The sequence below is a fragment of the Colwellia echini genome (genome assembly GCF_002843355.2).
Taxonomy (GTDB): domain Bacteria; phylum Pseudomonadota; class Gammaproteobacteria; order Enterobacterales; family Alteromonadaceae; genus Colwellia; species Colwellia echini.
Genome location: NZ_PJAI02000020.1, coordinates 19684 through 33218, shown reverse-complemented (window position 1 = coordinate 33218; position 13535 = coordinate 19684). Strand labels below are relative to the sequence as shown.

Here is a 13535-nt window from a genome sequence, read left to right as displayed (position 1 = left end):
AATATTTATTAGTTAATATTAAACCCGTTTTGCTTTTGGTAAAACGGGTTTTTTATTGTCTAAAAAAATATAACCGAATAATAACGCATCAACTTTATCTATTTAATCACATAAAAAGAGTGCCATTCTTAGGGAATGAATTTAAAATTACCCTTTATGCTATTTTCGTATCAATGCTTTTCTTCTAAATAAGGTTCATCGATGTCTGTCAAAATAAATTCTGCTGCTATTAAAGTGCTTTTTACTTTCTTTATCTTGATATATAGCCAAGCCATATTTGCTAATGCTGGCTCTGCAACGGTAACAACCACAACTACATTAAAAAAAGTAACTGACTCTGAAGATGCTACTGAAAGCATTATTGAAAAGACCATAGAAGAGGGTAAGCCAGGGCAAACACCACTAGCCACTGTTATTTCAATTCATCAAGAAGTGAAGCAAGGTAACTTGGATGAAGCAGGTAAATATCTAGATATGCGCTATCTGCCTAAGGAAGTTTCAGAAATAGGAGCGGAAGAGCTTTTACGACAACTAGTAATCATTTGGAGCCAACAGCATATTCTTGACTTATATAGTCTTAGTGATCAACCAGAAGGTCATTTAAATGATAGCTTACCAAGCTATCGCGAGTCATTAGGTGTTATTAACTCAAGTAATGGTCCTATGCCATTGTATTTGCAGCGTGTGCCTGCAGGTAACGGTGAGCGAATTTGGAAAATTTCAAACGCGACAGTAGCGAGCATCCCTGAATTATGGAAAGAGTTTGGTTATAACAAGCATATTGAGTTGCTTGCCCATTACCTCCCAGAATTTACAATATTTCATATGAGTAATTGGCAGTTTATTTGTTTTATATTACTTATTGTTATTACCTGGTTATTGACGAGTGTAATGCCTAAGCTGGCGCAAGTTGTTTTTGGTAATAAAACTAAACGCAGTGAAGCATTGATCAAATTTTTTGGTCATTCGGTTCGAATGTTTTTATTCTTTATTTTAGTTGAGTATGGCACCGGATTTCTAGGCTTATCGATGCAAGCTAAGGTTTGGTTAACTATCGGTACTTTAAAGTATCTGGCGGCTATTTACCTTATCTTAGGCTTAATGGAAATATTTACGGCTCTATACTTAATGCCGAGAAAAGAAGGCGCTTATTCGGCTGCGATTATTAGACCATTAATGACTACCGCAAAAATAATCGTGGTGTTGTTGGTTTTACTTAATTGGTTTGAGAGTGCAGGTTACAACATAGCAACCATATTAACAGGACTTGGTATTGGCAGTTTAGCTATTGCTTTAGCTGCTCAAAAAACATTAGAAAACATATTTGGTGCTTTCACTATTTATGTAGCTAAACCAATTCAAGCGGGTGATTTTTGTAAGTTTGGCGATATTACCGGTACCGTTGAAGAAATTGGTTTACGCTCAACACGCATTCGTAAACTTAACCGTTCGGTGGTGCATGTTCCTAACTCTATTTTTTCATCAAAAGAACTAGAAAATTTCTCTGAAATTGATCGTCGTCATTATCAACGAGAGTTTCGTGTTCGTCTTGATACAAGCTCTGATCAATTACGCCAAATGCTTATAAAAATACGTGAATTGTTGTTATGTCATGAGCGTGTGTTGCCAACTGCAGCAAGAGCTCGTTTTGAATTTATCGAGCGTGATGCCTTTGTCGTAATAGTTAATTGTTATGTAGATACAAAGTCTGTTGTTGACTTTAAAGGAGTAGCTGAAGACTTAAATCTTTATATATTAGATATTATTCGTGATTTAGGCATTCAATGGGCTATTCCTCAACAAGAATTATTGATGGGTAAAGCGATACAGACTAACCCTGAATTGGTTACTGCGGCACATAACAATATGGAAGCGTTACGCAAAGAGAATAAACTGCCGTTTCCTGATTTTTCAGAAAAGGATATTGAAACAAGAAGGGATACTCTTAAATATCCAGCCCAAGGAACCTTGCAAAAAGCACCTGACAGTGATCAAATTATTGAAGGTGAAGATAGCCACGAAGCCAATGAAAGCCATGAAGCGGTTAGCCGTGTGTAAGTTTTAAGTTCAATCGTTATTAAATGGGTGGAGAGAGTGGTATTAAATGCTTTTAACTAAAAAGTCTGCATTATTAAGCGTACATTCTTTGCTTATTTTATTATTGTTATTAGATCATATCTCAATTGTTGCGGCGTTAGTCAGTAGCTTTTACTTGCTGATTATTTACAGTGACAAGTCTTATTTTAAAGGTTATTTAACACTTAGAATAATATTATTTATCATGTTAAGTGCGGCATTATTACTACATAAAATTCCAGGATTTCACAATATTGCCGTTTATCAAGATATTCAGTTTTCACCGGATGCTTTACCGTATTCACTGTACCTTAATTTTGATAAGTTTTTAATCGCAATAATATTATTACCCTATGTATTGATTAAGGACAATAGAACGAGGAAAGCTTTACCTAAGTTGCCGAGACTGTTAACAAATTATTCATTACCCATGGCGATGCTTATTATTTCGATACTGACTATTAGTATTGTTTTGACGTTAGCGTTATTGCTCGGGTTAGTTAATTGGCAAGTTAAACTACCCGAGAAAGCCTTTTTGTTTTTTGTAAAAATGTTAGTGGTAACTGTGGTTGCTGAAGAGTGTATTTTCAGAGGGATTTTACAGCGCTCTTTAACTAATAAAGTGGGTTTATGGGGAGTGCTACTTATTTCAGGAGTATTCTTTGGGGCTGTACATGCGGCTTTTTCACCGCTATTTGCTTTCGTTAGCGTGTTTGCAGGCTTAGGTTACGGACTTGTTTATTACTATTCTCGAAATATCTTATATGCGATTACTCTACATTTTGTCCTAAATAGTATTCATGCAATATTTTTGACTTATCCCATGTTAGCTTAATCAGCTTGGTCTTATATTTCATATTTTTTTACATCTATAAGAATTATAAACTCTTAACAATTAGTAAAAATTTATTACCAAGTATTGGTAACACATACTTGGCAATAATCAGCTTTAATCGTTATTTTTAGCAGTTAGAGTTAGCAGTTAGAGTTAGCAGTTAGTAGCTAATAATTATCTTTTGTGCACAAGCTATTGCGTCATCAACTGCTGTTTCAATACTATCACGACGCGCTAAAGCGACACCTAAGCGACGAGAGCCATGAATTTCAGGTTTAGCAAACAAACGAAGTTGAGTTTGTGCTTGGCTAAGGGCACTATTGATGCCTGAAAAACTAATATCCGTTGACTCACCATTGCCTAGTATTACCGCTGAAGCTGAGTTACCTAGCTGTTCGATGCTATTAATAGGCAACCCTGAAAAAGCACGAACATGTAAAGCAAACTCAGATAATTCTTGCGAAATTAAAGTGACCATTCCAGTATCATGTGGACGCGGCGATACTTCGTTAAAAATAATATCATCGCCTTTAATGAAAAGCTCCACACCAAATAAGCCATAACCACCTAACGCTTTTACTATTTTGCTAGCGGCAGTTTGTGCTGCATTTAAGGCTTTTTCTGACATTACTTGTGGCTGCCAAGATTCACGGTAATCACCATTTTCTTGTCTATGGCCAATTGGTGCACAAAAATGGATGCCATCAGAGGCGTTAATGGTTAATAAAGCAATCTCGTAATCAAAATCGATAAAACCTTCAACTATTACGCGCATGCCACTAGCTCTGCCGCCGCTTTGTGCATACTGCCAAGCTTTCTCAATATCTTCAACAGATTTTATAACGCTTTGCCCTTTGCCTGAAGAGCTCATTATAGGCTTTATTACACAAGGTAAACCAACATCATCAATAGCAACTTTTAGTGCCTCTAGGCTATCTACAAAGTGATAAGGAGAGGTTTTTATCTGTAACTCTTCTGCGGCTAAACGACGAATGCCTTCACGATTCATGGTTAGTTTGGTGGCTTTAGCGCTAGGCACGATATTGACACCTTGACTCTCAAGTTCAACCAGCATATCAGTAGCTATGGCTTCGACTTCTGGTACCACAAAATTAGGTTGCTCGCTGTTTATTACATCTTTAAGTGCTTTTGCGTCTAACATGTTAAAAACATGACTACGATGAGCAACTTGCATTGCTGGAGCGTTAGCATAACTATCGCAAGCAATAACCTCTAAGCCCAAGCGTTGACATTCAATAGCGACTTCTTTACCTAATTCGCCAGAGCCTAATAATAAAACGCGTGTTGCACTTTTACTTGTTGCCGTACCAAACATATAAAACCTATTAAATAAGATAAATTACAAAAGATCATACGGTATTTTTGTAAAAGCGCAATTCTTGTTTAATTGATACTTATGGTTAAAAGTATTGGTAACACCAATTTCATTAATTCGGTGATCTATTTTAATCCGTATAAATAATCACATATTTATACGGTCTGGTTAATGCAAAACTGCCTTGAGCTTGACTATTTACCTTCATTGAATTTTTAATTCATTTAGTATAAGAAAAGTGATCAAAGCAAGAATAATGGTGGGTTATTTGGTAGTAGTTATGTGCTTATGTGCTTATGAGCTAAGAGGTAGTGCTAGAAATTTATACTGAACTTTATAGTAAACTTATTGCGCGGGATATGAAGCTATTGTTAGGTAACTTTATTTGTCACCTAACAAAAAGAAGACAGCTATTTGTCTTCTTTATAATATAATTCAACAGGTATTGCTAAACAGGTCGCAAGAAATTCTTCAGCGCGTGCGTGGCCTTGCCCCTTGTATTTCCAACCTAGGGTTAGCGCTATTTGTGGAGGTCTAGTCGCTGGGTTATTTTTTTCTGCTTCTGTAAATGGATAAGCAACACCATTACCTGTCATCAGTTGATCTTTAGACAGTGGTTTTTGCTCTGCTGTTGATAAGTCAAAAGCACGTTGGGCAAAATCGACAAAAAAAGATACCGATGCTTGGCAATAATCAAAACGCATTTTTTTAGCCATAAAAATACTTTCTTCATGGGTCATTAAACGTTTGCGCTCTCCAGGGGCAGCTTCACTTTTTAACTTTTTCTTTAATACTTTATAAGACTTGGCATAAGGGTTATCCATTAAGGCTAACTTGGTATGCATTTCAGGCCATGACTCTGAAGCTAGTTGTTGCTCATACTCGGCAATAATTTCAGGACTCATATCTGCGGTGATCGACACTGTATCAGCTAGTGTGGTTCGTGTAGTTGCTAATAAACTAATTAAGCTTAAACTAATGAAGGTAATGAAACGTAGTGTTTTCTTTACGTTAAGGTTTAATGTTGAGTGCAGATTGTTTGTCATGTGATTTTTAGCTTTATTTTTATTAGATAAGTTATGGAGGAAATATTGCCCGTAAGAATACATATTCGCTTGCATGCTATTTCTCTTATTTATTATTTTTAGTTTTTCACCAATCACCTTCTATTGTATTGATGAATGGCTATTTATTCTACCAGAATCTAGCGTAAAATGATTATGTCACTATTTTTATACGGTTAATTAACTATTCCTTACTGCAATTAACAAAAATAAAACAATTAAAGTTTAATGAAATCAGCATTACGTAATGTAACAGCACAAGCTAAAGGATCGAAATGAAGATAGTGAGAAGTTTTAAACGGTTAGTTCAATATAGTTATTTATTTTTATTACCTGTATTGCTAATCGCCTGTGTGACTAATTCTACAGTTAATAATCAACAACATACTGAGTTTGATTTTGATCACGAAATACAGTTTAGTCAAACTCAACTTGATGAGTACAGTTACCGCATTGAAGTTGTTCCTAATAACAAAGTCAATTTTGGTCGCCTTTCGGCCTTTTTATTACGACAAAGTTTACTTGTTTGTGGCGGTTATGGTTATCAATTAACGGTATTGTCGGGTATTAAAAGTGTCGACCATTTACGTGAGTCGCCTAATTTAATTATGCAAAAGCTAACGGCAAAACTTAAGTGTCCGATTGATACGCCCTAAATACTTGATCAATTACTTATTTAACCTGAGCTCAGGTTATTTCATTTGTCACAAAGCAAACCATCAATTGTTTTTCTTTAGATGGCAAATAAAAAAAGAGCGATTAACTTACGTTAGTCGCTCTTTTTGTTTATTCACCTATCGCTTTAGGATAAAAGCTTAGTTGAAATTGCTATACCATTTTAATAGGTACAGCTGTTGATGTAGTCATCGCGTGTGTAGGAGGAGTGAATCGAGTTAAATCGATACCTTCTACAGCTGCTTTGTACTCTTCGATTGAAGGGAAACGACCAAGAACAGTTGAAAGCACAACTAATGGCGTTGAACCAAGTAGTGATTCACCTTTCTTCTCGGCAGTGTCAGCTACAACACGACCTTGGAATAAACGCGTTGAAGTAGCGATAACCGTATCACCTGGTTCAGCTTTCTCTTGGTTACCCATACATAAGTTACAACCAGGGCGTTCTAAATACATGATATTTTCGTATTTAGTACGTGCAGCACCTTTCGGGTTTGCATCGTCAAATTCAAAACCAGAGTACTTTTGTAAAATTTCCCAATCGCCTTCAGCTTTAAGTTCATCAACAATATTGTATGTTGGTGGAGCAATAACTAATGGTGCTTTGAATGATACGCTGCCATTTTGTTTCTCAAGGTTACGTAACATTTGAGCAACAATTTGCATGTCGCCTTTATGAACCATACAAGAACCAACAAAACCTAAATCAACTGATTTATCAGCGTAGTATGAAACAGGACGAATAACATCATGAGTGTAACGCTTAGAAGCATCTTCGTTGTTTACATCAGGGTCAGCAACCATTGGTTGGTCGATAACGTCTAAATCAATTACAACTTCTGCGTAGTATTTTGCATTCTCATCTGGAGATAATGCAGGAGTATCACCTGACTTAATACCAGCAATACGTTTGTCAGCTAAAGCGATTAAACCGGCAAGTGTTTTCGCTTCGTTTTCCATACCCTTGTTGATCATTATTTGGATACGGCTCTTAGCAAGCTCAAGTGATTCAATTAATGTTTCATCTTCAGAAATACAGATAGAAGCTTTTGCTTTCATTTCTGCAGACCAATCTGTAAAGGTGAATGCTTGGTCAGCTAATAAAGTACCTATGTGTACTTCAATGATACGACCTTGGAATACGTTTTCGCCGCCAAATTGCTTAAGCATTTGTGCTTGAGTAGCATGTACAACATCACGGAAATCCATGTGACCTTGCATGTGACCTTTAAACGTAACTTTTACAGACTCAGGAATTGGCATTGCAGACTCACCAGTAGCAAGTGCAATTGCAACAGTACCTGAGTCAGCACCAAAGGCTACACCTTTAGACATACGAGTATGTGAGTCACCACCAATGATGATAGCGCGATCGTCAACAGTAATATCGTTTAATACTTTATGGATAACATCTGTCATTGCAGGGTAAACGCCTTTCGGGTCACGTGCAGTGATAAGACCAAACTTATTCATGAAGCTCATTAGCTTAGGAATGTTTGCTTTAGCTTTGCTATCCCAAACTGATGCAGTATGACAGCCAGACTGGTAAGCACCATCAACTAATGGAGAAATAGTAGAAGCAGCCATTGCTTCAAGTTCCTGACAAGTCATAGGACCCGTAGTATCTTGAGAGCCAACAATGTTTACTCTAACGCGAACATCTGAACCTGCATGTAATGCAGTTTTTGAAGCTACACCAACAGCGTTGTTGTTAAAGATTTTTTCAACGGCAGTTAAACCTTGGCCTTCATGTGAAATTTCTTTTGAAGCAGCATATACAGGAGTTGTTGCTACGCCAAGAGTTTCAGCTGCGAACGTTTGTAATTTCTTACCAAAAGTAACAGCGTAAGAACCACCTGCCTTCATGAATTCCATTTTTTGTGGAGTAAATGCAGATGAAATATCAGCAAGTTCTTTATCACCGTTAAGTAACTTTTTAGTTACAGTGTCGATAGTTAATACCGTACCGGTTGCTACTGAGTATGCTTCTTCTAAAACAGCATCACCATTAGCGTCTGTTATAGTGTTACCGTCAATATCTACTTGCTTAATCCAGTTTTTAAGATCAAGACCAATACCACCAGTTACATCTACAGTTGTTAAGAAAATTGGAGAAATACCGTTAGTACCAGCAACAACAGGAGCAATGTTAATAAATGGAACGTATGGACTTGCTTGTTTACCAGCCCAAAGTGCAACGTTGTTAACACCCGACATACGAGAAGAACCAACACCCATGGTGCCTTTTTCAGCAATAAGCATAACTTTTGCTTCAGGGTGTTTAGCTTGTAATGCTTTAATTTCGTCTTGAGCTTCTGGCGTGATCATACATTGGCCATGTAACTCACGGTCAGCACGTGAATGTGCTTGATGACCCGGAGAAAGTAAATCTGTTGAGATATCACCTTCACCAGCGATGTACGTTACTACTTCAATTTTTTCAGCAACGTTAGGTAATTTAGTGAAGAACTCAGCCTCAGCATAGCTTTCAAGAAGCTCTTTAGCGATAGCGTTGCCAGCTTTGTAAGCCGCTTCAATACGGCTTGTATCTGCGTCATATAAGAATACTTGAGTTTTTAATACTGCCGCAGCTTGAGCCGCAACAGATGCATCGTCAGAAAGTGCTAAATCAAGTAATACTGAAATTGAAGAACCACCTTTCATGTGAGAAAGCAGTTCAAAAGCAAATGTTGGCGTAATTTCAGCAACAACAGATTCACCTAAAATAATTTCTTTTAAAAATGCAGACTTTGCACTTGCAGCACTTGTTGTGCCTGGTAACGTGTTGTAGATGAAAAAGTTAAGAGAATCCGCTCTATACTCATTTTCAGAGTCTTTAATTTGAGCGATAATTTCTGATAATAACTCAGCACCATCAATTGGTAGAGGAGCTAATCCTAACTCTTCCTTACGGGTTTTTATTTCTGCTATATAATCTAAATACAGGCTCATTAAGTACTCTCTTTAGTATAATATGCTAATAACATGCACAGCACGCTAAATTAGCAGGGACAAAATTTGCACTTAGTTTACCTGATTTTCTGCCTACTAGGAATCATTTGGTAAAATAAGCATTATTCATATTAGTGATGGACTCTATACATGCTTTTATATATTTCTCTATACATAGAATTAGTTAACTTAAAGGCAATTTTGGTAAAAAAGCAAGTAGTAAAAGAAAGGTGATATTTTGTTTGCTTGATAATGATCCAAATCAAGTCTCTAACTATTATCACGACAAAGTTTTTGCTAGAATACCGCGGACAAATTGGTGGTTTTACTGGTTAGTTAATATGAGAATTTACCAGCACTAATTTTTTCGTTTTAATTATTAATCTACAGCACTGGATTTACGGTCCAGCTAGTTCAATGGAGTACACATGAGTTTATCAACACAACAGCCTGCTACAGTTAAAACGGGCACGGTAAAGCAGACCGCAACAACAATCACTATTTGCGCATTATATAAGTTTGTACGCTTAGACGCGTTTGAAGCATTACGCGAGCCATTATCAAATAAAATGACTAGCGTAGATGTTAAAGGCACTTTGTTATTAGCCAATGAAGGTATTAACGGTACTATTGCAGGACCGCAAAGTGGTATTGAAACCGTATTAGCCTTTTTAGCCGAGCAACCAGGTTTAGATAATATTTCCCATAAAGAATCTTACAGCGAAGAAAACCCATTTTTACGTACTAAAGTGAAATTGAAAAAAGAAATCGTCACCATGGGCATTGAAGGTATTGATCCTAATCAAGTGGTAGGTACCTACGTAAAACCACAAGATTGGAATGCGCTAATTTCTGATCCAGACGTTTTATTAGTTGATACTCGCAATGACTACGAAGTTGAAATTGGTACTTTTAAAGGTGCGGTTAATCCGAACACTGAAACGTTCCGTGAATTTCCAGAATACGTAGCCAAAAATTTAGATAAAAACAAACATAAGAAAGTTGCGATGTATTGTACAGGTGGTATTCGTTGTGAAAAATCTACCGCTTACTTAAAAGAACAAGGTTTTGAAGAGGTTTACCATCTTGAAGGTGGTATTTTAAAATACCTTGAAGAGGTACCAAGTACTGAAACAATGTGGGAAGGCGAATGTTTTGTGTTTGATGGCCGTGTTGCGGTAAATCATGAGTTAGAACAAGGCCAATACGACCAATGTTTTGCCTGTCGTTTTCCGATCACAGAGGAAGAAAAGAAAAGCGAACACTACATTAAAGGTGTAAGTTGTCACCGTTGTCATGACAAAGTGACTGATGAGCAACGTAATCGCTATGCTGAACGTCAACGCCAAATCACGTTAGCGGAAGAACGTGGTGAGAGCCATATCGGTGGTGATATCCATAATATCATCGAAGAACGTCGCCAAGAAAAAGCCAAGAAAAAATCGCAACAAGCGGCTAAATAGCCCTTTCTATAAAGTACTAATGATAAAAAACAGCCAGTTTATGAGAATAAACTGGCTGTTTTATTTTAGACCTTAAAATATGAGCTTAAAGCTTAGCTTAACGAAAGCGTCTTGATGGTATTAAGTGCTGTTTCAACCGATTTTTCTCGATCACTAGCAACTCCTTCTGCACGAATAAATTCGATATCAGTAAGGCCTAGGAAACCAAGGAATACACGCAAGTAGCTTTCTTGATGATCTGCGGCATTTTCTTCACCGTAAGCGCCGCCTCGAGAAGAAGCAATAATAACCTTTTTACCTCCCGCTAGGCCTTGAGGACCATTTTCAGTGTAGCTAAATGTTTTACCTGCTACAGCAAGGCGATCTAACCAAGATTTTAATTGCGACGGAATAGTAAAGTTATACATAGGTGCGCCAATAATAATGATATCTGACGCGAGAAATTCATAAACAAGCTGAGCGTTGTTGCTAATGCTTGCTTGTGCACTTTCTACTTGCACGTCGTTACCTGTCATTGCCATATATTCAACAGCTGATAAATGTTCTAAAGGCTCGGCTACTAAATCTCGTGATATGACTTCTGCCTCTGGTGCTAAGTTTTGAAAATGGTTAAGTGTTGCGGCGGTTAATGCGCGACTAACAGAGTGCTCACCTAATATACTTGAATCAATATGGAGAATTTTCATTATTGTTTACCTTTTAATGTATGATAACGGTTTAAGCAGTAAACTTAACGGCAATAAGGCTGTTAAACAATAAGGTACATTAATGAAACCCAGTAACACAGAGGTAACTAAGCAAATAACCGATGTAGAACATGGTGATTGTTTAGAGATTAATAAGATATTAGCCCGTATAGGTGAAAAATGGACTATTTTAATTATTTTATTATTAGCTTATGAACCGAAAAGATTTAACGAAATAAAAAAAGCGATTAACGGTATATCACAGCGAATGTTAACGGTTTCGTTGAAAAGCCTAGAGCGAGATGGGCTTCTTAAACGAACCGTTTATGAAATAATGCCACCACATGTTGAATACGAACTAACGCCTTTAGGTCAATCACTTACTCAGCCGATTAACGAGTTAGTTAGTTGGACCCGAGGTCATCTTAGTGAGCTTAAAACAGCGCGTGATAATTATGATGAACAACAGCTTGCTAAAGAGGGAAGTGGTAAAACACCATGGCAAAAAATGGCAGAGCCTTTAGAAAAATAGCAGGTGTTACCTGCTATTTTAATTAACTTTTATTGCTCAGCAGCTTCTTTTAAGTAAGCAAGTCTGTCTTGCTCTTGCTCAAAAGCGGCTTTAATTTCGGCAAGTACCGTTTCAACATCGGCACTTTGCGTTTCTTCAGCAAATTGTCCGGTTAATTTAGTGGTATCACTTAATTCGCCAGCTTCATACAAAGCCCACATTTCTTCGCCAAACTTAGTTAAAGCTAGGTTAGGAGCAAACTGTGCGTAATAGGTAGTGATATTGTTTACATCACGCAATAACATGGCTTTAGCATTATTATTAGCAGAAGCGTCAACGGCTTGTGGTAAGTCGATAACGACAGGACCGTATTCGTCTACCAACACGTTAAATTCTGATAAATCGCCATGAACAATGCCGGCGCATAACATACGCATGATATAAATCATCATCAAGGCATGATCTTCCATTGCCTGATCCGCTTCCATAACTACATCATTAAGACGGGGCGCTACATCACCAGCTTCATCTGTGATCAGCTCCATTAACAATACGCCGTCATAACAACCAAAAGGCTCAGGTACACGTACGCCATGTTCAGCCAATGTGTATAAGGCTTCAACTTCAGCATTTTGCCATGCTTCTTCTTGTTGGCTTTTGCCGTACTTTGAACCTTTTTCCATGGCTCTAGAGCGTCTACTGTTTCGACTTTTTCTGCCTTCAGTATATTGTGATGCTTTTTTAAAGCTACGCTTCATTGATTCTTTATAAACTTTCGCGCAGCGGATTTCATCGCCACAACGAACTCGATATACGGTAGCTTCTTTACCACTCATTAATTGATTGAGCACTTCATCAATTAGTCCCTCTTCTACAAGAGGTAAAATACGTTTTGGAATTTTCATTTCGCTGTTATACCTTAGATAAGCTCAGGAAGATAGGGAATTGCGGAGAATAGATTATATAGGTGCTTTGCATAGAAGCATTGTAACCGATATCGTTGTAGGAAGTTACCGATAATAGCGTCATTGCGTTATTAGATGTACGTATTTTTGATGACATAAATTAATATTTTGCCCGTTTAAAATTTATACCAGTTCCATTGAGTAAGTGGTCTACTATTAGCTTGTTCAGGCTATTTATCAATATCTGTAGGTTTGTGAGCATCACGGAGTAGAGACGCCATCTTTTCTTCCAACTCTAGTAGCTTTGTATAAGTTCTGTCATTTTGTCGTATGATTTGAAAGTTTTGCATCCTTAATTCTCGGTTTTTGATATTAGTATCGGCAAAGCCAAATATTTTATTTGCAAATATAGCTCCGGCACCACCTAAGATACCAACTCCTAAAATAAACATAACAAATACGGTTAATCGTCCAATTAAGGTAATGGGATAAACGTCACCAAAGCCAATAGTGGTTGAAGACATTAACATTAACCAAAAAGCATCGGAATAGGTCTTAACAGGAGAGCCTTCTACATTGGTTTCAGCCATAAAAGTTAAATAGCCTAAGCTAATATTTATCAACGCAAATAAAGCAAAAGATAATAATGCAATAAAACCGTAGTTATAGTTTTTAACGCCAAAATCATCAACGCGATAAAGTTGGCTTTTTTCCATAGCATGTTGCAAAAGGATCATTTTATTCTCTTTGTTCTGATGAGCTTATTAAAGATTTTCATAATATTACAATATCAAGGGATAGAAAAGTGCTAGCAGAAATTAAGCTGTTTAATAGAATTGAGTTTATGCTTGCAGCTAACCCCAATAATTACACAACAATAATAAGGTAGTGCCAGGTTAATTTTTTGTTGCTAAAATGTAAGCTTTAGTTGTGTGTTTACATATATTGGTTTAGAGTAGGCTTGTATTGATACTTCGATCATCTGAGTTTATTTTTAAATATCAGAGCATATGATTTTAACTTCATACAAAA

Annotated in this window: 11 protein-coding genes; 5 read left to right on the top strand and 6 right to left on the bottom strand. The window is 36.9% G+C overall.

Features of this window, described 5'->3' with window-relative positions:
• Positions 1-201: 201 nt before the first annotated feature.
• Positions 202-2058 (top strand): mechanosensitive ion channel family protein, encoded by a 1857-nt coding sequence (locus CWS31_RS14470; RefSeq protein ID WP_101344529.1) that lies wholly within the window; start codon positions 202-204, stop codon positions 2056-2058.
• A gap of 46 nt (positions 2059-2104) precedes the next feature.
• Positions 2105-2911, top strand: coding sequence for a CPBP family intramembrane glutamic endopeptidase (locus CWS31_RS14465; protein WP_101344528.1), 807 nt, complete (start codon positions 2105-2107; stop codon positions 2909-2911).
• A 160-nt stretch (positions 2912-3071) separates the two neighbouring features.
• On the opposite strand, the gene purT is transcribed toward CWS31_RS14465, so the two are convergent.
• Complete coding sequence (gene purT, locus CWS31_RS14460) at positions 3072-4247, bottom strand: formate-dependent phosphoribosylglycinamide formyltransferase (RefSeq protein ID WP_101344527.1); 1176 nt, start codon at positions 4245-4247, stop codon at positions 3072-3074.
• A 410-nt stretch (positions 4248-4657) separates the two neighbouring features.
• Positions 4658-5293: a hypothetical protein gene (locus CWS31_RS14455; protein WP_148747772.1), complete on the bottom strand. Its 636-nt coding sequence runs from the start codon at positions 5291-5293 to the stop codon at positions 4658-4660.
• A 293-nt stretch (positions 5294-5586) separates the two neighbouring features.
• On the opposite strand from CWS31_RS14455, the gene CWS31_RS14450 reads away from it, so the two are divergent.
• A complete protein-coding gene (locus CWS31_RS14450; protein ID WP_101344525.1) occupies positions 5587-5967 on the top strand; it encodes a hypothetical protein in 381 nt (126 codons plus the stop codon).
• 172 nt (positions 5968-6139) lie between these two features.
• Here the strand turns inward: CWS31_RS14450 and CWS31_RS14445 are convergent, their stop codons facing one another.
• Positions 6140-8938: a bifunctional aconitate hydratase 2/2-methylisocitrate dehydratase gene (locus tag CWS31_RS14445; protein ID WP_101344524.1), complete on the bottom strand. Its 2799-nt coding sequence runs from the start codon at positions 8936-8938 to the stop codon at positions 6140-6142.
• A gap of 428 nt (positions 8939-9366) precedes the next feature.
• Between CWS31_RS14445 and trhO the strand changes: the two genes are divergently transcribed.
• The gene (trhO, locus tag CWS31_RS14440) at positions 9367-10401 is read left to right on the top strand and encodes an oxygen-dependent tRNA uridine(34) hydroxylase TrhO (RefSeq protein WP_101344523.1); all 1035 of its coding nucleotides are present in this window, start codon (positions 9367-9369) and stop codon (positions 10399-10401) included.
• 92 nt (positions 10402-10493) lie between these two features.
• Here the strand turns inward: trhO and CWS31_RS14435 are convergent, their stop codons facing one another.
• Positions 10494-11087, bottom strand: a complete 594-nt coding sequence (locus CWS31_RS14435) for an FMN-dependent NADH-azoreductase (RefSeq protein WP_101344522.1) — start codon at positions 11085-11087, stop codon at positions 10494-10496.
• A gap of 82 nt (positions 11088-11169) precedes the next feature.
• On the opposite strand from CWS31_RS14435, the gene CWS31_RS14430 reads away from it, so the two are divergent.
• Positions 11170-11619: a winged helix-turn-helix transcriptional regulator gene (locus CWS31_RS14430; protein WP_101344521.1), complete on the top strand. Its 450-nt coding sequence runs from the start codon at positions 11170-11172 to the stop codon at positions 11617-11619.
• 29 nt (positions 11620-11648) lie between these two features.
• Here CWS31_RS14430 and CWS31_RS14425 read toward each other — a convergent pair whose 3' ends face one another.
• Positions 11649-12503: a PA4780 family RIO1-like protein kinase gene (locus CWS31_RS14425; protein ID WP_101344520.1), complete on the bottom strand. Its 855-nt coding sequence runs from the start codon at positions 12501-12503 to the stop codon at positions 11649-11651.
• A 230-nt stretch (positions 12504-12733) separates the two neighbouring features.
• Positions 12734-13240: a potassium channel family protein gene (locus CWS31_RS14420; RefSeq protein WP_246143547.1), complete on the bottom strand. Its 507-nt coding sequence runs from the start codon at positions 13238-13240 to the stop codon at positions 12734-12736.
• Positions 13241-13535 lie beyond the last annotated feature (295 nt).